Consider the following 21,153-nt stretch of genomic DNA (forward strand, 5'->3'; position numbering starts at 1 on the left):
GGGGAGAAGGCGTCGTGGGTGTTGGCGACCGAGGCGTTGGCGGTGGCACCGGCGGTGACGGTGGCGGGGGAGCCGGAGATGACGGTGGTCCAGGCGGTGCCGGCGTCGGTCTCGGTGATGGTGTAGGTGCCCACGGCGATGTTGTTCCAGGAGAGGATGCCGCCGTCGGGACCGATGGACTGGCAGTTGCCGTTGGGGTAGGCGGGTCCGGTGATGCAGATTTCAAAGGACTGGGTGGCGTCCGGTGGGAAGCCGTTCCAGTCCACGGTCTTGGTCACCTGGAGGTTGCCCACGGGACATCGGGGCTTAATCCGAACGACCCCGCTGTCGCCGTTTCGTTCGGTGCTGCTGGGAACCCCGCTCAGGGTCTGAATCTGGGCGATGAGGTGCTGGATCACTTGCTGGTTGGGCGTGACGGGAAAGGCGGCCTCGTATCCCTGCACATGGCCGCTATTGCCGTCAAAGCCTACCCCCACCCAGGCAAAATTGCCTGCCGTGTTGCCGTCCACCACCACGTTCCCGACCGTTTCCAACGCCACCCAGGCGTCGTTCGGCTGGGCAAGGCCGGTCACACCCTCTGCCAGGAGGACCAACGCATACATGGTCTGGTTGGCGCAGTTGTAGCGAAGGTACAGGTCGCCGGTGGTGCCCTGGCTGGCATCCCCGTTGGGGTACATGGCCGCGTACCGGTCAGTAGAGAGGTTCCACTCGCCAATTTGGCCGTCTACGGTGGCGCTGCCGTAGGTAAGCTGAGGCATCTGGGCCAGGGCTGGCTGACCGGCAAGCCCGCCCAGAAGGAAAGCCAGGCCCAGAAGCAGGGCAATGCCCGCCCGCCCGAGATGTCCAGGCCGCATACGTCCTCCGATCGCCCTCGGCAGCCCCTCGCGCCCGTGGCGGATTGCTGTGTACAGGATGAGATTCACAAGGACCTCCGTTTTTGCTTAAGAGCTAGTCCAGTATTATTCGTTGCGCGATATATGTACCGCGCCCCAAAGGAGACAGGGCGTCTCCAGGGCGCAGTCCGAGCGTGTTGGCGCAGGTACCTGTTGTGAGATGGGGGCTACCCAGGTGACAAGGGGGCGATGTGTAGAAAGCGTTCCTGCCCGTTGCTTGTTGATAGGCCTGCTAAACTACGTGTCTGTCGTTTGAAACTACACGCAGTCTAGCAATATTGTATCCTGACTGTCAGCAGAGAGGGCTTGCAGTTTGCTGTCAATATTAAGCCGGAATCTGCCTGCTTCTGGCTAAAAATGAAACAGGTCGACGGTTTTTCTGCTGTTTATGCCCTCTAATGCTACAAAGAATGCGGGGTGTCAGGCCTATCACAGGCCGCGGAATTGGGGTGGGCGCCGTTCCCGGAAGGCTGCCAGCCCTTCCTGCAGATCTTGGGTGAAGGCGGTCAGGCCACTGGCCAGGGACTCCATCGCCTCGCTCCCCGAGTTGTCAATGAGCTGCTTGCTGGCCTGGACGGCGATGGGGGCGTTGGCCGCGATGGACCGGGCCAGTTCCAGGGTTCGGGCCAGAAGGCGGTCGGCGTCCACCACTTCGTTGACCAGGCCCCACTGGGCCGCCCGGGCCGCGTCGATGGGGTTGCCAGTCAAAACGAGTTCCTTGGCCCGTGCCGGGCCCACCAGGGCCGGCAGCCGTCGGGTTCCACCCCAGCCTGGAATGGTGCCCAGGCGAACTTCCGGAAAGGCGAGCTGGCAGTCGGCCGCTGCCAGACGGAGATCCGCGGCCAGGGCCAGCTCCAGGCCACCGCCGAAGGCGTAGCCGTGAAGGGCGGCCAGGACCGGCTGGGGGAGATCTGCCAGCCGGGCAAATACCCGGTGGCCCATCCGGGTCCATTCCCGCCACATCTGCAGGGGGCTCGCCTCGGCCCAGGCGTGGATGTCTGCGCCCACGCAAAAGGCGCGCCCCTCGCCGGTGAGCACGGCCACCCGCACATCTGGATGCTGTTCCAGGCGGTCCGCCAGCTCGGCCAGTCGCTGCAGCATGGCCGGCGTCAATGCGTTGAGTTTCTCGGGGCGATTCAAGGTCAGGATGGCAACCGGGCCATCCACCACAAACTGGACCAAGTCCTGGGACATAGAGGGCAACACTTCTGATTGACAGGTTGGTAGCCGGATAGACGGAGAGTTGACAAAAAACAGGCTCGGATGTCGCCCTTTGCTGTCATTCCATGGTATCACGGATCGGGCCGTAGTTCAATCGGCAAAAAGGGACGGCTCCATGGTCCGGACCTCGGCCGGGATCAGGGGGCGGAAGGCCATCTGGGCCAGGATGTCCCGCTCCACATCCACCCCCGGCGCCACCTCCACCAGGGTCAGGCCTCCCTCGGTCAGGCGGAAGACGGCCCGTTCGGTGACGTACAGGACCGGCTGCCCCACCTGTCTGGCGTACTGGCCGCTGAAGGTCACCTGTTCCACCTCTGCCACAAATTTGGGCACCGACCCTTCCTGTCGAATGTGAAGACGGCCCTGGCCTACCTGACAAACGAGGCCCCGGGCCGTGAAGGTTCCGCAGAAGACCACCTTTTTGGCGTTCTGGGAGATGTTGATGAAGCCGCCACATCCCATGAGCCGGTCGCCCACCTTGCTGGCGTTGACATTGCCGTGGCGATCCACCTGGGCCATGCCCAGGAAGGCGATGTCGATGCCGCCGCCGTCGTAGAAATTGAACTGGCTGTCCTCTTCCACCATGGCCACCGGGTTGTAGGCCGCGCCGAAGATGACGCCCCGGGCAGGAAGCCCGCCGATCTGTCCCTGCTCCACGGTGATGTGGAACCGGTCGAAGGTGCCCTCCTCGGCCGCGACGGCAGCGATGCCATCGGGCATGCCCACCCCCACGTTGATTACCGCACCCGGGGTCAGCTCCCGGGCGGCCCGGCGGGCGATGACCTTGCGCTCGTCCAGGGGCAGGGGCGGCAGTTGCTGGAGGGGAACCCGCACCTGGCCGCTGAGGGCCGGGTCATAGAAGCCCGCCGAGGTCTGCATCTGTTGCGGGTCTACCACCAGGGCATCCACCAGAATGCCCGGCACCCGCACCTGCTTGGGGTCCAGGGTGCCGGGCTGGGCCAGGTATTTGACCTGGGCGATGACTCGTCCGCCACAGGCCCGGGCCGCCTGGGCAATGGAGATGCCCTCCAGCAGGGCCGCCTCCTCCTCGTAGGTGATGTTGCCGTGGGTGTCCCCGGTGGTCCCCCGGATCAGAGCCACGTCAATATGGAAGCGGGGAAAGAAGAGCCACTCTTCGCCGTCCAGCTCCACTACCCGCACCAGGTCTTCTGTGGTGATGGCGTTCATCTTGCCCCCTCCCAGCCGGGGGTCGATGTAGGTGTGCAGGCCCACCTTGGTGAAGACGCCGGGCTTTCGGGCTGCTACCGCGCTGTACATCTGGGAGAGGACGCCCTGGGGAAAGTTGTAGCTCTCGATGCGGTTTTCAGCGATGAGGCGAGCCATCTTGGGCGCCATGCCCAGGTGGCCGGCGATGTCCCGCTTCACCAGGCCGGGCGCGGTCAGCAGATCGGTGCCGATCTCCCGGCGGTCGCCCAGGCCGGTGGCGTGGATGAGGGTGAGCCCGCGCGGGGCCCCTTCCTCCTGGTAGCGCCGGGCCAGGGCTCGCAACAGGGTGGTGGGTTCGCCGATGCCGCCGCCGGAGCCCTGGATGGCCACATGCGCACCGTCGGGGATCAGCGCTGCTGCCTGCCGGGCAGTCATGACCTTGGTGCCCATGGACAACCTCCCTACGCCTCCGTGGCCACTTCCTGCAGCGCGGCTTCCGCGGCCTGCAGGGTCTGTTCCACGTGGCTTTCCGTGTGCGCGGCGGAGACGTACCAGATGCCCCGGCCGATCAACCGCACCCCCCGGCGTAACATGGCCAGGACGAAGCGGCCGTACAGCTCCCGGTCACAGTGTTGCGCGTAGTCACGATAATCCCGGATGGCCGTCAACTCGGTAAACGACACGTGGAAGGCCGTGGGCAGGCCCTGGACGTGGAGGGGCAGGCCCAGGCGTTGGCCCAACTCCTGCAGGCCCTCCATCAGGGCCGTACCGATCCGCTCCATCTGTCGGTAGACCGCGCCGCCGTCCCGCTCCAGCTCAGCGATGGCTGCCACCGAGGCGGCCATGGAGATGACGTTGCTGTTGAAAGTGCCGGAGTGGTTCACATCCCGGGCAAAGCGTTCCATGTATTCCCTCTTGCCCACCAGTGCGGCATTGGCAAAGCCGCCGGCCATGGCCTTGGCAAAGGAGGCCAGGTCCGGCGTCACGCCGAAGCGCCCCTGCGCGCCCTGAAGGCCCAGGCGAAAGCCGGTGATGGTTTCGTCAAAGTAGAGGAGGGTGCCGTAGCGGTCACAGAGCTGCCGCAACCCCTCCAGATAGCCGGGCTCGGGTGGAATGGCGCCTGTGTTGCACATCATGGGCTCCAACATCACCGCGGCCAGCTCTTCGCCCATCTCCTGGAAGAGCGTTTCCACCAACGCCAGGTCATTCCAGGGGAGCACCACAAAGTCGGCCAGGGCGCTCTCCACCTGGCCCGCGCTGCCCGCCACGGGCCGGGGGCGTTCCCGGGGGCCGGCCTGGTCCAGGGGGGGCGCCACGCTGATCAGGACGTTGTCGAACCAGCCGTGGTAGTGGCCCTCGAAGCGCAGGATCTTGGTGCGGCCTGTGACGGCCCGGGCCAGGCGCATGGCCGCCTGGACCATCTCCGAGCCGCTGAGGCCGAAGCGGCAGAGTTCGGCCGCGGGCACCAGCTCCACCAGCTTTTCGGCCAGGATGAACTCCAGCTCGTGCTGGCCGGCGTAGAGCTGGCCCCGGCGCATGGCCGCGTTCACCGCGTCCAACACCGCCGGGTGGGAATGGCCCAGGATCAGGGGGCCCTGTCCCAACACGTAGTCGATGTAGGCGTTGCCGTCCACGTCGTAGATCAGGGCGCCTTCGGCCCGGTCGAAGAAGAGGGGAAAGGGCTGGGCCAGCAGGCGCACGTTGCTACTGACGCCGCCGGCCAGGGATTGCCTGGCCCGTTCAAAATAGCTGCGGGAGCGTTGCCATTGGGTCATGTCTCGTCTTCCTGTTCTGTTTACTATCTTTGCAGATCCGGCCACGGATTTTACAGCCATCCATGGCGGGTAAAGGGGCGGCCATCTTCCGTAGGGGCGGGCCGCCATGTCCGCCCGCTGTCACAATCGCGGTGGGGGCGAATCATGATTCGCCCCCACCGCGGGGGGCCATTTCCGGGCCCTTAGCCGGGGACGTTGTTCCCTCCCGGCGGCGACCACGTCATCTCCAGATCTAGCGGGTAGATGGGGCGGGGCAGATGCTGGAAGGGCAACCGGGCGTAGTTGACCGTGGAGAGGCCCGGCGTGTCCAGCTCGATGGTGGCGTCTACGATGGGGTCGAAGGATGCCCGGTGTGCCTGGTTGGACTTGACCACCACGATCTTCTTCTCCTCGAAGACGATGCCCGCGCTCTTGAAGAAGTCCCGATCCTTGCCGGTGCGGTGCCTGCTGAAAATGACGTCCACCTTGTCGCCGATGCGCAACACCACCCGGGGCCCCACCTCCACATCCCGGAAGGACTCCCGGGCCACTTCCCGGCTCCAGCCGCCGTGGGTTGGCCCCACGATTTTGTAGCGGCCGTCGTCAATGGATTTCACGTATCCGGTCACCTGGAGGGGCTGGTAGAAGCGCTGGTCGATCTTCCCGCCCACCGGCAGGGTCAGGGTGGTGCCCACGCCCGCGGCCATCCCTATCTGGACCACTTCCGGGTCCCGGATGGTGAGCGCACAATCCCGCGCGCCCAGGCGCAGCAGGCTTTCCAGCACCGCAGGGCTGTCGGCCGGGCAGAGACTGCCGGGATCGTCCCCCAGGTCCACCAGGCAGATGAGGTTGCCGGGGTGGGCCATGGCCCGGCGCACACCCTCATCGATGGACAGGATGGGGCGGACGGTGCGGATCTCCTCCCGGCGGGCCCACAGCTCGCCGGCCAGCTCCCGGGCCAACCGCTCGGCCAGCTCCGGGTCCCCGTCGGTGGTGGCGATGACGCTCATGCCGGTATAGGGCAGGTCGGAGTAGCCGTAGCCGCCCTGGATGGTGAGGTTGATCACGCCGGGCGTGCGTTCCAGCTCCTCCCGCAGGCCGTTGAGCTGGTAGAGGGGCAGCCGGCGCTCTTCTTCCGGGTTGTGGGCCCAGGTGCTCTGGCCGATGTTGGGGCCGATGATGGGCACGTGGATCAGCCGGGTCACCGGCTGGATTTCTCCCCGGATCATCCGCAGCAGGCATTCGCCCGCCTCCAGGCCCCGTTCATAGGCGTCGATGTGGGGGTTGGTGTTCAGGGGAAAGGGCACCAGGTCGCGGCACTCCTGGGCCGTGTAGTTGCTGTGGAAGTCGTAGGTGCCCACCATGGGGACGCCCGGCCCGAGCAGGTGGCGGACTTCCCGGATCAGCGCGGCTTCAGCGTCGGTGTAGGGGGGCTCCACGGCCATGGCGCCATGCAACGCGAAGTAGACGCCGTCCACCGGGCCGGCCGCCCGCAGGCCCTCCAGGATGAGGGTCAGGTAGTGGCGGAAGACATCGGCTCCGATGAGGCCGCCCCGGTGCCCCTGGACCCAGTCCACCCGGGCGATGGGGACTAGTTCCACGCCGGGCTGTTGAACCGCCTCCACAAAGCCGCCGATGTAGCTGCGGGGATGGGCGTTGGCCAGGATCTCTTCGCCCACCTCCAGGGGGGCGTCGGGGGTGTCGTTGCGTTCCAGGGCAAACGTGTTGGTCTCGTGGTACATGCCGACAATGGCGATGCGCATGGTTGTCCTCCTCGTACAGTTCGGATACAGCCCGGCGGCAATTTCACAGCCGAAATTGGGCGACGCTGCCTCTGGCGGAGGCTCTCCGCCAATTTCTGCCAGGATTGTCTATGGCTCCCAGGCGGGTAGCGGATCCAGGGGGTAGATGGGGCGGGGCAGGTGTTGCCACGGGAATTGCTCCAGGTGGGACATGGTCGGCCCGGGGGTGTCCACCCGGATGATCTCCGCGGTGATCTCCCGGTAGTACTGGAAATTGCTGGCCGTCTTGAGGACGGCCATTTTGGCGGCGGCCGGGTCGATGCCGAAGCGCCGGTAGACGATGGGGTGATTTCCGCCTACGCCCACATGCTCGCTCACCACCACCCGGATGGGACCAATTCGGAAGAGGACGGTGCGCCCCATGTCGAAGGAGTCCCGGCCGATGACCGGGGCGTGGAGGGGACCGCTGGCGATTGCCTCCACCACCCCGGTCACCTGGAGGGGACGGCCAAAGTGGGGATCCAGCCGGCCGCCCAGCTCCAGGGTGACGGTGCTGCCCTCCCCGGCCTGGATCAACTGGGCCACCGCCACCGGGTCCACCATGGGCACCAGGGCCGGTGAAGTGATCTGTTGGGCCAGCATCTCCCGCAGGATGACGGTGCTGTCGCCCGGGGCGCCGCCGAAGACGCTGTCCCCGGTGTCCGAGAGGATGACCAGCCCCTGGGGCGCAGCCTCGGCCCGCCGCACGGCCTCGGCCGGCGAGATGCTCTCGTAGACCCAGAACGCCTCCCGCATTTCCCACGCCATCTGGGCCAGCTCATCGGCCAACGCCTGGGCCAGCCCCGGGTCGTTGTCGGTGACCACCACCGCAGTCCAGCCACCTTCGGGCACGTCCAGCCAGGGCTGCATGGGAAAGGGCGACGCCGAGAGCACCCCGGGCTGCGCTTCCATCTGGCGGGCCCGGTCGAACCATCGCTTCATGGGGCCGCGGCTGGTCAGGAACTGCTCCTGATGGGCCAGCATGGGAATTTTCCGCCAGGCCAGGGTGGGGCGAACATCCCCCCGGACGGTGGCGAAAAGCAGCCTGCCGGCATGGTAGCCGGTGTCAAAAGGGTCGTGGGGCTGGGTGCGGTGGCCCACCAGCCCGTCCAGCGCGGCCACCATGCGGCGGGTGATGTTGGCGTGGTGGTCCAGGGGCGCGACGATGGGTACGCCTGGGCCGAGAACCTGCCGGGCCAGGGCCAGGAGCGCGCCTTCCACGTCCGGCTCGTCCTCGGCGGCCGCTGCGCCGTGGAGGCTGAAGAAGAACCCATCCAGGGGCAGGGAACGCCGCAGGCCCGCTTCCACCCGCTCCAGAAAGAAGGCCAGGGTCTCGGCAGTCAGGGGGCCGCTGGCGCCGGCCCAGGCGCTGATGATGGGCAGGGGCTCCAGGGGGACGGCCTCCGCTCGGGCGGCGGCCAGGAAGCCGCTGATGGCCCCCGGTCCATCCGCCCGCCTGGCCAGCACCTGATCCCCTTTGTATAGTCCGTATTGGCGGAAGGTGTCCAGGGTGGTGCGGACCGGGGTGAAGCTGCAGGTCTCCTGGCCGATTTCGGCGATGGCGATGCGCATGGGCTCTCCTCGAAGCGTTGTGGCTCGTAAATCCCGGCAGAAATTCACCGATAGTTTCCACGATAGTTTCCACCAGCGGGAGTGCGCCCAGAGGGCACCCGGAATTTCTGCCGCGGTATTTACGCCAGAGTGTACCAGGCTGGGTTTCTGGCGCGTGTGGCGCGGGGCAGGCCCAACTTACGGCTCCAGGTTGCCGAAGTCCAGGTCCACCGTGACGGCCGTTTCGCTGTCCAACAGGTTGGGAATTTTGAACAGGCTCTCCTGGAGCACCAGGCGTTGGAGCACCGGCACAGATTGACCGGCCGGCACCGAGAGGCTGAAGGGCGCGCTGGCGGTGCCCTCGCCGGGCGTGTCACAAAAATCTTCCCGCAGGGTCAAGGTCCCGTCCACCTGCAGGCTGGCATCGGCCGGGTTCAGGCGGGCCGTGAAATCCACCAGCACATGGACCAGGCCGATCTGTTTGCACCAGCGGTCGCTGATCGTGGGCTGGTCGGCATCCAGCCGGTAGCGGCGAGGGTCAAAGGGCGTCCAGAGGGGGCGACCGGAGCTGGAAAAGGTGGGGTTGCCCACGCTCATGCTCAGGGTCGTGCTGCCGGTGATGGCCAGGGTGCGGGTGAGGGAGACCGTGGGCGGCAGGGTCGGGGTGACCGTCGGCAGCGGGGCCGGTTCCGGGGAGGGGGTATTGCCGGCTGGCGTCTGGGTCGCTTCTGTGCCCGTGACCCCGGCGTGGAGGGTTCCCGTGGGGGCGGTGGTCGCCGTGACAGTCTGGGGCTCCACGGGTGGCGCAATCGCTGTGGGCGTATTGTCTTCGCCGGCCTGCGGCGGGGTACTGCCAGTTGCCGGCATAGCCGCGGCCTGGGCTGGGGAAACCGGGGTGGGCGATGGTGTCGGGGATAGTGCCGAAGAAGATGGTGCCGAAGAAGTCGAAGCAGGGGATGGGGACGCAGGGGCAGCCGCCTGCTGGGCTGGGGCTGCCGTCGTCCCGGTCTCCCCGTCGGGCGGGCGGGCAATCAGCCAGATGCCCACCAGCAGGGAGAATCCCACGAGGGCCAGGATGAAGACGGACCCGGGAAAGCGTGGCCGTTCTCCATCTCCTCCCGGCTGTTGTTCGTCCGGCGGGCGTGGTCCAACCTGCTGCATCTCGTTCTGGCATCCTCCTGTCGTGGGGGTAACCTGGGGCAAAGCCGGTAGCAGACGTCGGCCTGAAGCCCCCTGTCCGGGCCCCCATTGTAGCACAGGTTGACATGCCCCGCACGTTGGGGGCATGCAGCGGGTCCCGTTCGAGCAGCCGTAGGTCCCGTTTCCAAACGGGACAACCGTTTGTGCGGTATGGAAACCGCACCTACGCGATGCGCCGAAATCTGGGGACGCCCCCCATCGCGATGGGTCCCGTTCAAGATCGCCAGGGTTCGTCCAACGGCCACCGGCCATGGTTTACGGCGCCAGGCAGAAGCGCTGGATCAGGCGCCGGTAGACCGGGACCGCAGCTTGGAGCTCGGCCACGTCGATCCACTCGCCGATGGTGTGGGCCTGTTCAATGTTGCCGGGGCCCAGGACCACCAGTTGGGTGAAGTCCTTGAAGATGGCGGCCTCGGTGCCAAAGGGGACCGTCTCGGCCTGGCTGTGGCCGGTGGCGTCCAGGGCCGCCTGCACCACAGGGGCGTCCGGCGGAACGTAGAAGGGATCGTGGCGGTAGCCGTCTACCTCCAGGCCGTACTTCTGGGCCCGCTCCACGATCATGGCCCAGGCCAGGTCGCTGGCGTCCCCCGGCATGGGACGGAAGCTCAGGGTGCAGACTGTCCTGGCCGCGGTGACGTTGGGCTTGCAGCCGCCGTCATCGATGACCATGTTGAAGCCATTGGTGGGCGGGTTGAAGTCCCGGTTTTGGAAACGTTCATCCCGCCTGAAGAGCTCCGCCAGTTCGGCCATTTCGGCCAAAAAGGGGGCGATCTTGAAGTTGGCCGAGATGCCCTGGTCGGTGCTGGTGTGGGCGGCACGGCCGTGGGCCGTTACCCGGATGCGGGCGCCCCCCTTGTGGGCGTAGACCGGCCGCAGGCGGGTCGGTTCGGCGATGATGCCCGCGGTGGGCCAGTTTTCCTGCAGCAGGGTCGATTCGGCGGCCACCTGTTTGGCCCCCCCGTAGCCCACCTCCTCGTCGGCCGTGATGACCAGGTAGAGGGGATGGGCCAGCGCTTCCGCAGCCACATCCGCGGCGGCTACCACGGTCGCTGCCAGGGGTCCCTTCATGTCACAGGCCCCCCGGCCCACCAGGCGGCCCTCCTGGAGCTGGGGCTCGAAGGGCTCCCACGCCCCTGGGTCGCCCGGCACCGTGTCCGAATGGGAGAAGAGCCCCAGCCCCCCTTCGCCGTGGCCCTTGCGGGCCACCAGGCTGACCTTCTCGTGGCCTGCTGCATCCTGATAGGCCAGCCGCTCCACGGTGAAGCCCTGGTCGGCCAGCAGCCCGGCCAGATAGTCGGCGATGGCTGCGTTGCTGGTGTCGCTGGCCGAGTTAAAGCGGATTAGCTCCCGGGTCAATTCGATCACATCCAGGCTCATGGCTCCCCACTTCCTGTTGTTCCTGTGCCTTTCCCTCCCTGTCCCTCGACCCTCACAGGGCTTCCACCGGGTTTTCCAGCACCCCCAGCCCTTGGATCTCGCCCCGAATCCGGTCGCCCGGCTGCAGACGCAGCTTCTTCGCGTGTCCAACGCCGGCCGGTGTACCCGTGCTGATCACGTCGCCTGGCTGGAGGGTGACGAACTGGGAGATGAAGGCGATGGCCTCCGCGGGCGAAAAGATCATCTGGCCGGTGCTGGCATCCTGTTGCAGTTCGCCGTTGAGCCAGAGCCGCATGCCCAGGCGGTCGGGCCGGGCGATTTCATCCGCGGTGGTCAGCCAGGGCCCCATGGGGCCGAAGGTGTCCAGCCATTTGCCCACCAGCCAGTCGAAGAACCGGTCGCCCTCCTGTTGGGGCAGAGTCTGCCGGAAGGTGAGCTCGCGGGCGGAGATGTCGTTGAAGATGGTATAGCCGGCGATGTGCCCGGCCGCCTCCTCGGGCGTCAGATCCCGGCCGGGCTTGCCGATGACCACCGCCAGCTCCAGCTCCCAGTCGGCAAAGGCGGTGGAGGGCGGGATGCGGATGGCGTCGCCCGTGCCGATGACCGTGGTGCAGGGCTTCATGAAGAAGCGAGGGATCATCTTTTCCTTGCCCACGAAGGTGCCGCCGCCTTCCTGGATGTGCTCGGCGTAGTTGCCCGCCAGGCAAAGGAGTTTGCCCGGGCAGGGAATGGGCGCGCGCAGCCGAACCTGGTCCAGGGGCAGGGCCAGCTCACCGGCGCCGTGCTCCTGGACCCACGCCACGGCTTCCTGGGCCGCACCCAGGCCGGCTTCGCCGGCGGCCAGCAGGCGGATGGTGGTGTCGGCCATGGCGGGGTCTCCCTGGCCGCTGGCCTGGAGGGCACCGGCCAGATCGTAGATGTGGTCATCCACCACCACGCCGACCCGTTCCTGTTGGTTGTGCAGATAGGTTGCAATTTTCATGGTGTTGTCACCCCTTTGTTTGCCAAAAATGATACTGGTTTTCTCAGGCAGGTTTCGCGGGCATCTGGCGGGAGAATGGCGGCGGCGCGAGGTCCTGGCGCCCTTCTCAGCCCTGTGCCACGTCCACGCGCCGATTGCCCAACTGGTGGGACTGGAGCATGGCCAACATCACGGCCAGGGTTTTGCGGGCTTCCCGGCCCGGCGAGACCAGTTGTCCTCCGTGTTCCAGGCAGTGGATCAGTTCGGCCACGGCGGCCAGCTGATAGCTGTACTGGTATTCCCCCGGCAGGAGGTTCGTCCGGCTCCACTCATAATGGGAATCTCCCCGGATCACGGTCAGCCCCCGGTCGGAGACCTCCAGCCGCCCTTGTTCGCAGGTCAGTTCAAATTGTAAGCCGGGCAGCTGGATTTTGACGCTGTTGTAGAAGGCCCGCACGCCGTTGGCGAAGTGGATGTAGGCGGAGGCCGCCGGGTCCGTGGCCGGGTCGTGGCCGCCGTCGCTTTTGTACTCGGTGAAGTGATCGAAGCCCTCTTCCAGTTCGGCGAAGACCCAGGCGGGATCGGCTTCGGCGAAGAAGAGGATCATGTCCACCAGGTGGGTGCCGTTGCGGAAGAGCATGGCCCGGGGGCTGAACAGGTTGGCCACGATGGTGCGCAGGGGCCCCAATTGGCCGCTGCGCACTATCTCCCGGGCTCGTTGGAAGATGGGGGACCAGCGGCGGGTATGCTCGATGGAAAGGAGCACGCCGTTGGCCTCGGCGGCCGCGATCATGCGGTCGGCGTCGGCCAGGGTGGTGGCGATGGGCTTCTCGCAGAGGATGGCCCGGGCGCCGCTGTGGGCCGCGTCGACGGTGATGTCGGCGTGGAGGTGGTCCGGCGTGACCACGCTCACCAGCTCTGGCTGCTCCTGTTCCAACAACTGCCGATAGTCGGTGTACAGCCGTACATCCGGCCAGACGTCCTGCCAGGTCTGGCGGAAGGCATCCAGCGCTTCTGGCCGGATGTCACACACGGCCACCACATCGGTCTGGGGATGGCGATGGTAGGCCGCGGCGTGGGAGCGGGGCATGGCCCCGTAGAGGGGCTGCCCGGTGGGCTCGGCCGGGCGGGCAGCGCCGATGCCGGTCAGGCCGATGATGGCTGCTCGATAACGTTGCATGGTTGGGTCCCCTGGGTGTGGACGGACGGTTGAATGAAAGGGTGAAACGGTCGGCTTTCAGTACCGGGATGGAAGGGTCAGCCGGCGATGGCGATGCGGCGGCCAGTGCGGCTGGATTCGTAGGCGGCGTCGATCACCCGGGCCACCCGCAGCGCGTCCTCGCCCCGGGTGAGGGGCGTCCCCTGGCCCTGGGCCGCCTGGATGAAGCGCCGGATGAAGATTTCGCCGTAGACGCCGCCGTAGGCGGGGGAGGCGCCCAGGGTAAATTGCTGGTGGCGCTGAGGGGCGTCGGCCCAGTCGGGGTGGGTTGTCTCCGCGTACAGCTCTGTGGGCGCGCCCGGCGCCGTCCAGTAGAGGCGCCCCAGGCGGCCGTTGACGCCAAAGTAGGTGTCGTAGCCCCGGCTGTTGTGGTAGCCGCCGCCGCTCAGGGCCAGGGTGTAGCCCACATGCAGGCTGCCCAGCGCGCCCGAACGGAAGCGCAGGGAGAGCACCGCCACATCCTCCACGTCGATCTCCTCGCCGCTGCGGGTCTCCACCTCCGCCGCCACCGAGACGATGTCGTCCTGGGCGATGTAGTGCATCAGGTCGATGTAGTGGCAGCCCAGCCAGGAAAGGATGCCGCCCCCCGCCTTCTCACGCTGAAAGAGCCAGTGGCCGGGGTCCCGGAACTGCACCTGGGTGGTGAGCATGCGCACTTCCACGGTCATCAGCGGCCCCAACAGTCCCTGGCCGACCAGCCTGCGCGCCTCCTGGACCACGGGGTTGGCCCGGTTCTGGTAGCAGACGCCCAGCTGGACGCCCGTGCGTCGGGCAGCTTCCAGCACCTGTTGGGTCTCCGCCGCGTTGCGCCCGATGGGCTTCTCCGCCATCAGGTGTTTGCCGGCTTCCATGACCTGGATGAAGAGGTCGGGGCCCAGGTCGTTGCGCAGGGCCGCGATAACAAAGAAAAGCTCCGGGTCGGCCAACAGTTCTGCCAGGTCGGTGAATGTCCCGGTGACCTTTTCGCCCTGGTTCTGGCGTACAGAGGCCAGCGCTTCCCCGTTGGGATCCCAAAGCAGGATCTGGGCCACTTCTGGCAGTTGTTGCAGGGTACGCAGATGGGCCAGGGAGTGGGGGTGTTCAACGCCCAGCAGGGCGGCTTTCACGGCACACATGGTAGCTCCATTCAACACACTGGTACACGGCGGCAATCAAGTCCAGGGTGGGTAGTACGGCTGGTATGGAGTCGGTCGCGCATCCTTGCGTGACCGAGGTGCAGGTTGTTAGACATGGTGAATGTAAAGCGACCGATTTGCCAGGGGAAGTGTGACTCGGCTCCCCTGGCGATGGCTCTCAGCAACGGCCAGGCATGCTTCGGTCAAGTGGTGGGTCAATTGCACGTTCCCCAGGGAAGGGCGGCCTGTCTCGTAGGCGTCCACCAGATCTTCCAGGCAGAATTGGGTGGCGCTGTGGGGGGACACCGGCGGCACTGGCACCTCCCGGAGGGTGCGCCCGCGGGCATCACCCGCCTGGCGCAGGAGGACCCGTTCGCCGTTGTTGAGGACCCGCACGCTGCCCCGGCTCCCCAAGACCTCAAACTCCCAGGTCCCCGCAGGGACTGTCGTGGCTTCAACGCCGTTGGCAAATTCCACCCGGTAGACGGCGTTAGGATCGCTATCCAGCCGGTTCTGGTCCAGGCTTAGCTCCCGGGGCAACAGCTCTCCCCACACGCTGACGATGCCAGGATCGCCCAGGAGGAAGCTGAGGGTGTCCAGCGAGTGGATGTGGCCGTGGAGCAGGTTGGTGCCGGCGTAATGGACCGCGGTCCGGGGTTCGCCGATGGCGCCGTCAGCAATGAGGTCGCGAGCCTGGTGGTAAACCCGGTTGAAGCGCCGCAGCACGCCCGTGTTGAAGGGGATCCCCCGGCTGCTGACGGCGGCCAGGGCTGCGTCCGCTTCTTCCATGGAGCAGGCCATGGCCTTCTCACAGAAGATCATCTTCGCGCCCGCTTCCGCCGCGCCCACGGTCATCTCGGCATGGAGGGGGCCCCGGGTACAGATGGCCACCAGGTCGGGTTCTTCCTGGCGGATCATCTCCAGGTAGTCCTCATAGAGCGCGTCCACACCCCAGCGCGCTTGAAAGGCGGCCCGCTTGGCCGGGTCGATATCGGCGCCGGCCACCACCGCCAGGAACGGACTGAGCCGACAGGCGGCCGCCACGGCCATGGGCGGTGTGCCCGGCGGCAACTCGTCGTCGATGGTGCTGCCCATGCGGCCCAACCCCACAATGGCTACCCGATAAACCCGGTCAGGCATGATGGGTTCTCCCCCTCTGTGCTATCTGGTCCACCCAATCGCTTCGCTGGTTGGTTCCACTCTGGAAACATGCCATCAGGAAGCTCCCTGAACGTCGAATTTGGGTTGGTGGGGGGCCACTGACCGCTGGAGGCGCAGGCTGCGCTCGGTGAGGGGCAGGCGGACCCGCGCCCCGCCCCGCCGGTGGGAGGCGATGAAGCCAAAGATGATCTCCATGCCGGCCAGGGCGACCCGGGGCCCCCCCCGGGTGGGCTCGCCGGTATCCAGCGCGTGGACCAGGTCCTCAATGAGCCGCAGGGTGGAGCTGGCCGGTTCCACGCCGGCAAAGGGCGTCGCCACCAGCCCCTTGCGGTTCCCCGCGTCGATGACCTGCCGGGTGCGGTAGAGCCACTCCTGACCATCGTTCAGGGCTGTCAGGCTCCCCTCATCGCCGATGGCTTCCACCTCCAGGCCCCGGGCGGTGAGTAGTGCGTGGGCCGTGACCCCGTTGGCAAAGTGGATGGTGCCCATGCCCACCGGGTCCACCGGCAGGATGTCGCCGGTCTGGGGCACATCGTCGTTGGGCAGGTGCGCCTGAACCCATGAGACCGGCTGATCGTTGTTGAGGTACAACAGCAGGTCGAAGGTATGGCTGGCGGTGTTGAAGAGGGTTCCGTTGTGGTAGACGATGAGGGTCTGCAGCTTGCCCACGGCTCCCCGGTCGATGGCCGCCTTCATGTGTTCGTAGATGGGGGACCAGCGGCGGTTGGTGCCCAGGTTGAAGGCGATGCCATGGCGCTCCACCGCTTCCACCATGGCGTCGGCCTCGGCCAGGGAGGCGGCCATGGCCTTCTCTGCGTAAATGGCCCGCACACCATTTTCCGCCGCGAAGATGACGATCTCGGCCCGGGGCTCCGGCTGGGTGGCCACGCTGACGATGTCCGGCTGCTCTCGCCGGATCATCTCCCGGTAATCGGTGTATTGGCGTTCCTTGGGCACGTGATACCGCTCCCCGAAACGTTCCATCACGTCGGTGCGCAGGTCCGCGCAGGCCACCAGTTCCGTCCGGGGGCAGGCCACAAAGCCAGCCGCGTGGGAGTAGGGGGGCACATGCCAGCGGGAGCCCGCCACTTCGTTGTCGATGAAACCGCCCATGCGGCTGCAGCCGATCACGGCGGCCCGGTAGCGTTTCATGGATCTTCTGCCTTTCGAGTCGTTTGGCGTCCGCTGTCTGGGTAGAAGTCGTGATACCGATTGTCTTATCAAGAGGCATCGTAGGTCCGGTTTCCATACGTGACCGCTGGTCCGGTATGGAACCCGGACTTACGAAATCACGAGCGCCACTTCGCAAGAGAACCGGTATCAACTGGTCGGAGTTCCAGGGGATTTGTTTATCTTGCGAACATACTAGCAGAGGGGGCGTTCCCTGTCAAGTGGTCTGGAATCGCTCCAGCCGATAGGGCGCTAGCAGATCCACCGGCCTTCCGGTGGCGATCTCCAGGGCCGCCAGCTCGCCCACCAGGGCCGCCAGGGTGACGCCGCTGTGCATGGCCGCCAGGTAGAGGTTGGCCACGGCCTGGGTGAAGCCCAGGATGGGCAGGCCGTCCTCGGGGATGGGCCGCCGGCCCCGCCGCACTTCCTGGATCTCCGCATCGGCCAGCAGCGGCAGATAGCGCCGGGCGGCGGCCAGCACCGCCGTCACCTCCTCCTCGGTGCGGCCCAGGGAACCTTCGTCGTAGATGCCGCCGTGGGCGCCGCCGTGGAGCATCACCCGGCCGTCCGGCAACTGGCGGATGTTGAGCATGGGGTCCGCGTCCCGGGGTGTGTGCAGGACCGCCGTGCTGCGGAAGAGGGGCGGCAGGGGATTGGTGAGCAGGGTGCAGCCGAAGGTGTGTTTCAGCGGCACGGTGAGCCCGGCCAGGGCCGCCAGCGCGGCCGTGTCCGGCCCGGCCGCCAACACCACCGCGTCGCAGGGGATCTCACCCTGGTCGGTCTGCACCCCGTCGACCCGTTGCTGGTCGCCGTGGGGGGAACGCCGGAAGCCCGTCACCCGGGTCTGGGTCAGCACCCGGGCCCCGTGGGCTTCGGCGCCGGCCAGGGCGGCCGCCACCACCCGGGCCGTCTCCACGTGGCCGTCGATTTCCGTGAACGAGGCCGCCGTCACCGGCCCGGTGGTCAGGTTGGGCTCCCGTTCTTTCAGCTCCGCCGGCGAGAGCAGGCGGATGGGGTAGCCCCAGCCCTGCAGGACCGCCACCCGGTTGGCCATCTCCACTGCGCCGGCTTCCGTCGCAGCCCAGCGCAGCTCTCCGCCCCAGGTCAGGCCCACGTCGCCGCCCAGCCGCCGGGCAAAGCGATCCCACATGTCCAGGGAGCGGCGGTTCAGATCGTGGTAGTGGCGGGGGTTTTTGTCCCGGCTGTTGATCCAGGCGAAGGAGACGGCCGTGGTGGCCTGGCCCGGCGCCCCTGCGTCCACCACCGTGACGGGCAGCCCCCAGTGGGCCAGGTGAAAGGCGATGGCTGCACCCACGATTCCCGCCCCCACGACCACCACGTGGGGGCGTTGCCCGGTCGCATGTAGCTCCATCCTGGCTCCTTTCTTCTCATGCGGTTTTCGTCATGCCTCCAGGGTGAAGGGCAACCCCTCCGGCCAGACGTCCTGGGGCTCATAGCCCAGGATGCGGCGGGCCGGCTCCAGCTCCAGCCGCTCTATCTCGGCTGGTTTGCTCACCGCAAAGACGATGGCCGACTCGCCGGGGCCGGGGGTGGGGGACTCCACGCAGCGCTCGAAAAAGCGCTGGGCATCCCCGTGGCTGAAGAAGACATCCTTGCCGATCTTGCTCTCCACCAGCCGCTTCGCCTCGGTGGGGTTGCGAGGGAGCCAGCCGATGCGCGCGCTGATGACCGACAGCCCGTAGACCCGGGCATACATGTCGCCCATGACTTCCGCCCAGACCTTGGTCAGCGCGTAGTGGTTGACCGGCTTGGGGCCGTCTTCGATGCGGACGGCCCGGCCGGGCCAGCCGTGGCCGGTGACCGTCTGCAGGGTGCTGGCCAGCACCAGGCGCTTCACCCCGAACTCCCGGGCCGCGTCGCAGACGTGGTAGAGGCCGCGCACGTTGGGCTCCAGCAGGACCTCCAGAAAGTCGGCATCATTGGGGTATGCGCCCAGGTGGATCACCGTCTCCATGCCCTCCACAGCCCGGCGCACCGCCTCCCGGTCGCTCAGATCGCCCACCACGTAATCGTCCAGGCCTGGGGTGGGGCGGCGGGCGAAGCCCCGCACATGGTGGCCCCGCTCCAGCAGCCGCTGGCAGACGGGCTGGCCGATGGCGCCGGTGGAACCGGTGACCAACACTCGTTGGGGATGGGATGTCTTTTCGGTCATGAGGATCTTCTTTCTGTTTTCTGGGTTCTTTGTGAAATCTGTGCTTCCTGCAGCAGGCCCTTGTGATCGCTGCGTGTTGGGGTCATTCCCTGGGGGTAGGCCTGGAGCCGCTCCGTACCAGGGTGACCATGAAGGTCAGGTAGGTGGCCAGGGCCAGGACTGCCAGGACCTTGGCGGTATTGAGGCCGCCCAACAGCCCGAAGCGAGCCAGGAAGGCCGCCGCGGCCAGCAGCAGCCAGGTCAACCCGTGGAACCAGCGCAGGATGACGTAGCGGAGGCCCTGGGTCTGGGCGGCCCGGTGACTGGGCCAGATGAGGAACCAGTTGGCTGCCAGGGCCAGGCAGACGCCGCCCCAGGCCAATAACGGGATGCCGAGTAACCTGTCGTCCATGATGCTCCTGTCTGCTCGGTTGCTCTAGTAAATCCCGGCAGAGATTCGCCGATGGTTTCCACCAGAGATAGTGCACCCAGAGGGCACCCGGAATTTCTGCCGTGGCATTTACGCCAGACTGTACCAGGTGGGCTCAAACTGGGTCCACACCGTCAGCCAGGGCGGGGCGATGGCGACGAAATGGTCCCAGGTGCCGGGCTCTGCCGTGGGATCTGGATAGAAGTCGCTGCAGTCGGAAAGGTGCCGGATCTGGAAACCCTGGGCCAGCAGCCCGTTGATCACGGTGCTGAGGGTGTGGCGATATTCCCGTGGGGGCGGCACCTGGGTGGGCGCCTCTTCTGCCCGGTAGACCCAGGGCTGGTCCGGGTAGGTAAGGGCTGCGCCGTCCGCATACGGGCGACGCAGGAGGTAGCCCTCGCCGTTGAAGTCCCGCTCGGTCAGGCCGCAGGTGAACGGGTTGGCGAATTGGAGGCGGTAGCGGCCGCCCGGCCGCAGAACCCGGGCCACCTGGGCGAAGACGGGGTGTGGGTCGGGCACGAAGTTCAGGGCGTAGGGCTGCCAGACCAGGTCGAAGTGGTTTGCCGGCAGCGCCGACAGATCGCGCATGTCGCCCTGGAGCGTCGTCAATCCCGGCAGAAATTCGTCGGTGGTTTCTGTCAGAGGGCACCCGGAATTTCTGTCGTGGGATTTACGCTGGACTGTTGTGGTCACCGGCACGCCATAGTGGTGGGCCGTCTCCCGGTCCCGGGCCAGCTGCTCGGGCGAGAGGTCCACCACGGTGACCTGGGCGCCCAACAGGGCGAAGGCTATCGACTGCTTGCCGCCGCCACTGGCCAGGCAGAGGACCCGCTTCCCCCGGACGTCGCCCAGCAGCCCTTCGGTGTCCAGCAACTGGCGCGCCGAGGTCGGATCCAGATTCAGGGCGGGCCGGGTGAAGAGGGCGTTGGCCTGGGTCAGGGCAGCCCAGCGGGCCTGGTTGTAGCGGGCTACATCGTCCATGGATATGGCTCCTTGCTTCGCGTAAGGCCGGGCGCCTTCAGCGGCTTCCGCCCTGTCCCCGTTGCCAGGGCACGGCCGTCAACAGGGGCGCGTACAGGTCGTCGGCCGGGTCGATGGTGAGGGCGGCCAGCTCCTCCGGCGTGGGGTCCCGCTCCTGGAAGGTCACAAAGGGCAGATCCCGGATGCGGGCCAGGGGCGTCTGCTCATCGCCTTCGCCCATGACCAGCACCGCGGCTGCCGCCAGGGCATCGGCCACGTTGGCCTGGGTCATGCGCAGGGGCCGGCCGAAGAGATCCCCACGGCCCCGGTAGTCCCGCAGGGCGAGAAAACCGCTGTGGGCCACGGCGAAGCCGGTGACGCCCCAGCGCAGGGGCAGGGGACGGCTGTCGGTGATGAGGACGCCGACCCGGCGCCGGCCGAAGCGCTGCTGCAAGTAGGCCCGCAGCTGGTTGGCCGTCTCCTGGGGAGCTTGGGGCCAGGGCACCAGATAGCCGCCCGTGTTGGATTCGTCCACCCCGGCTCCGGGCATCAGGGTGTTGCCTTTGATGGTGAGATAAACCGGGTGGCGCCCCGGGCCGGGCGGCAGAAAGAGATCCGCCTCCTGCTGCACCAGTTGCGCGCCATCCGCCTCCGCCATGGGGACAGCCCGGCCCTGGCACAGGGCCACGATCTTGGATGTCACGGCCAGGATCTCCCGCTCTTCCAGTGCCGGCACATGCTCATCGAGGATGGCCAACAGGTCCCGGTCCTGGGCGGTGATGGGGCGGGTTCGGATGGGTTGAATGTGCATGGATGGCGCTCAGAAGTCTGTCAAGTTGTCGAGGGTACCGCCTGCATGATCAGCCTGTATTGTAACAGACCCCTCCGTGGGACACCTACTCCAGAAAGGCGTGAGTGCCCGTGAAGGTAGCCCGCCACGAAGCATTCAATGCTTTGTCCTCCAGCCCCTGTGGAGATTTCCTGAGCCCTCCCGTACAAATCATCGGGGGTCGGACCTGGCCCAGGTCCGACCCCCGGTGG

17 protein-coding genes and 1 pseudogene are annotated in these 21,153 nt (G+C 66.8%); all 18 read right to left on the reverse strand.

Annotated elements, in window-relative coordinates; all coding sequences use genetic code 11:
- A pseudogene (locus FKZ61_RS05485) lies at window positions 1–854 on the reverse strand (hypothetical protein); the annotation flags it as partial.
- 468 nt (window positions 855–1,322) lie between these two features.
- A complete protein-coding gene (locus FKZ61_RS05490) occupies window positions 1,323–2,087 on the reverse strand; it encodes an enoyl-CoA hydratase/isomerase family protein (protein ID WP_141609076.1) in 765 nt (254 codons plus the stop codon).
- A 117-nt stretch (window positions 2,088–2,204) separates the two neighbouring features.
- On the reverse strand, window positions 2,205–3,731 hold the full coding sequence (locus FKZ61_RS05495; protein ID WP_141609077.1) for an acyl CoA:acetate/3-ketoacid CoA transferase: 1,527 nt from the start codon (window positions 3,729–3,731) through the stop codon (window positions 2,205–2,207).
- Between the two features lie 11 nt (window positions 3,732–3,742).
- Window positions 3,743–5,056, reverse strand: coding sequence for an aspartate aminotransferase family protein (locus FKZ61_RS05500; RefSeq protein ID WP_141609078.1), 1,314 nt, complete (start codon window positions 5,054–5,056; stop codon window positions 3,743–3,745).
- Between the two features lie 182 nt (window positions 5,057–5,238).
- Window positions 5,239–6,798 carry a M81 family metallopeptidase gene (locus FKZ61_RS05505; protein WP_141609079.1) on the reverse strand — a complete coding sequence of 520 codons (1,560 nt, stop codon included), beginning with the start codon at window positions 6,796–6,798 and terminating at the stop codon, window positions 5,239–5,241.
- Window positions 6,799–6,906: 108 nt separating this feature from the next.
- A complete protein-coding gene (locus tag FKZ61_RS05510) occupies window positions 6,907–8,388 on the reverse strand; it encodes a M81 family metallopeptidase (RefSeq protein WP_141609080.1) in 1,482 nt (493 codons plus the stop codon).
- A gap of 177 nt (window positions 8,389–8,565) precedes the next feature.
- Window positions 8,566–9,528, reverse strand: a complete 963-nt coding sequence (locus FKZ61_RS05515) for a hypothetical protein (protein ID WP_141609081.1) — start codon at window positions 9,526–9,528, stop codon at window positions 8,566–8,568.
- 294 nt (window positions 9,529–9,822) lie between these two features.
- The gene (locus FKZ61_RS05520) at window positions 9,823–10,944 is read right to left on the reverse strand and encodes a M20/M25/M40 family metallo-hydrolase (protein ID WP_141609082.1); all 1,122 of its coding nucleotides are present in this window, start codon (window positions 10,942–10,944) and stop codon (window positions 9,823–9,825) included.
- 52 nt (window positions 10,945–10,996) lie between these two features.
- Window positions 10,997–11,926, reverse strand: coding sequence for a fumarylacetoacetate hydrolase family protein (locus FKZ61_RS05525; protein ID WP_141609083.1), 930 nt, complete (start codon window positions 11,924–11,926; stop codon window positions 10,997–10,999).
- 106 nt (window positions 11,927–12,032) lie between these two features.
- Entirely contained in the window at window positions 12,033–13,085 is a 1,053-nt protein-coding gene (locus tag FKZ61_RS05530) for a Gfo/Idh/MocA family protein (RefSeq protein ID WP_141609084.1), read from the reverse strand.
- 77 nt (window positions 13,086–13,162) lie between these two features.
- Window positions 13,163–14,239, reverse strand: a complete 1,077-nt coding sequence (locus tag FKZ61_RS05535; protein WP_141609085.1) for a Gfo/Idh/MocA family protein — start codon at window positions 14,237–14,239, stop codon at window positions 13,163–13,165.
- Between the two features lie 108 nt (window positions 14,240–14,347).
- Window positions 14,348–15,379 (reverse strand): Gfo/Idh/MocA family protein, encoded by a 1,032-nt coding sequence (locus FKZ61_RS05540; protein WP_141609086.1) that lies wholly within the window; start codon window positions 15,377–15,379, stop codon window positions 14,348–14,350.
- A gap of 75 nt (window positions 15,380–15,454) precedes the next feature.
- A complete protein-coding gene (locus FKZ61_RS05545; protein WP_141609087.1) occupies window positions 15,455–16,552 on the reverse strand; it encodes a Gfo/Idh/MocA family protein in 1,098 nt (365 codons plus the stop codon).
- A 235-nt stretch (window positions 16,553–16,787) separates the two neighbouring features.
- Window positions 16,788–17,942 (reverse strand): NAD(P)/FAD-dependent oxidoreductase, encoded by a 1,155-nt coding sequence (locus FKZ61_RS05550; RefSeq protein ID WP_141609088.1) that lies wholly within the window; start codon window positions 17,940–17,942, stop codon window positions 16,788–16,790.
- Between the two features lie 30 nt (window positions 17,943–17,972).
- Window positions 17,973–18,743, reverse strand: a complete 771-nt coding sequence (locus FKZ61_RS05555) for an NAD-dependent epimerase/dehydratase family protein (protein WP_141609089.1) — start codon at window positions 18,741–18,743, stop codon at window positions 17,973–17,975.
- Between the two features lie 82 nt (window positions 18,744–18,825).
- On the reverse strand, window positions 18,826–19,134 hold the full coding sequence (locus FKZ61_RS05560) for a hypothetical protein (RefSeq protein WP_141609090.1): 309 nt from the start codon (window positions 19,132–19,134) through the stop codon (window positions 18,826–18,828).
- 108 nt (window positions 19,135–19,242) lie between these two features.
- Window positions 19,243–20,133: a class I SAM-dependent methyltransferase gene (locus FKZ61_RS05565; protein WP_141609091.1), complete on the reverse strand. Its 891-nt coding sequence runs from the start codon at window positions 20,131–20,133 to the stop codon at window positions 19,243–19,245.
- A 37-nt stretch (window positions 20,134–20,170) separates the two neighbouring features.
- Complete coding sequence (locus tag FKZ61_RS05570) at window positions 20,171–20,923, reverse strand: coenzyme F420-0:L-glutamate ligase (protein WP_141609092.1); 753 nt, start codon at window positions 20,921–20,923, stop codon at window positions 20,171–20,173.
- Between the last annotated feature and the right edge of the window lie 230 nt (window positions 20,924–21,153).

Origin of the sequence: Litorilinea aerophila (assembly GCF_006569185.2) — a bacterium.
Lineage (GTDB): Bacteria > Chloroflexota > Anaerolineae > Caldilineales > Caldilineaceae > Litorilinea > Litorilinea aerophila.

What these genes read in the sequence shown, in the direction of transcription:
- FKZ61_RS05510 (WP_141609080.1), bottom strand. Translation starts at nt 8,388, where the DNA reads ATGCGCATCGCCATCGCCGAAATCGGCCAGGAGACCTGCAGCTTCACC.
- FKZ61_RS05540 (WP_141609086.1), bottom strand. Translation starts at nt 15,379, where the DNA reads ATGCCTGACCGGGTTTATCGGGTAGCCATTGTGGGGTTGGGCCGCATG.
- FKZ61_RS05545 (WP_141609087.1), bottom strand. Translation starts at nt 16,552, where the DNA reads ATGAAACGCTACCGGGCCGCCGTGATCGGCTGCAGCCGCATGGGCGGT.
- FKZ61_RS05535 (WP_141609085.1), bottom strand. Translation starts at nt 14,239, where the DNA reads ATGTGTGCCGTGAAAGCCGCCCTGCTGGGCGTTGAACACCCCCACTCC.
- FKZ61_RS05500 (WP_141609078.1), bottom strand. Translation starts at nt 5,056, where the DNA reads ATGACCCAATGGCAACGCTCCCGCAGCTATTTTGAACGGGCCAGGCAA.
- FKZ61_RS05565 (WP_141609091.1), bottom strand. Translation starts at nt 20,133, where the DNA reads ATGGACGATGTAGCCCGCTACAACCAGGCCCGCTGGGCTGCCCTGACC.
- FKZ61_RS05495 (WP_141609077.1), bottom strand. Translation starts at nt 3,731, where the DNA reads ATGGGCACCAAGGTCATGACTGCCCGGCAGGCAGCAGCGCTGATCCCC.
- FKZ61_RS05550 (WP_141609088.1), bottom strand. Translation starts at nt 17,942, where the DNA reads ATGGAGCTACATGCGACCGGGCAACGCCCCCACGTGGTGGTCGTGGGG.
- FKZ61_RS05560 (WP_141609090.1), bottom strand. Translation starts at nt 19,134, where the DNA reads ATGGACGACAGGTTACTCGGCATCCCGTTATTGGCCTGGGGCGGCGTC.
- FKZ61_RS05570 (WP_141609092.1), bottom strand. Translation starts at nt 20,923, where the DNA reads ATGCACATTCAACCCATCCGAACCCGCCCCATCACCGCCCAGGACCGG.
- FKZ61_RS05505 (WP_141609079.1), bottom strand. Translation starts at nt 6,798, where the DNA reads ATGCGCATCGCCATTGTCGGCATGTACCACGAGACCAACACGTTTGCC.
- FKZ61_RS05515 (WP_141609081.1), bottom strand. Translation starts at nt 9,528, where the DNA reads ATGCAGCAGGTTGGACCACGCCCGCCGGACGAACAACAGCCGGGAGGA.
- FKZ61_RS05530 (WP_141609084.1), bottom strand. Translation starts at nt 13,085, where the DNA reads ATGCAACGTTATCGAGCAGCCATCATCGGCCTGACCGGCATCGGCGCT.
- FKZ61_RS05520 (WP_141609082.1), bottom strand. Translation starts at nt 10,944, where the DNA reads ATGAGCCTGGATGTGATCGAATTGACCCGGGAGCTAATCCGCTTTAAC.
- FKZ61_RS05525 (WP_141609083.1), bottom strand. Translation starts at nt 11,926, where the DNA reads ATGAAAATTGCAACCTATCTGCACAACCAACAGGAACGGGTCGGCGTG.
- FKZ61_RS05490 (WP_141609076.1), bottom strand. Translation starts at nt 2,087, where the DNA reads ATGTCCCAGGACTTGGTCCAGTTTGTGGTGGATGGCCCGGTTGCCATC.
- FKZ61_RS05555 (WP_141609089.1), bottom strand. Translation starts at nt 18,743, where the DNA reads ATGACCGAAAAGACATCCCATCCCCAACGAGTGTTGGTCACCGGTTCC.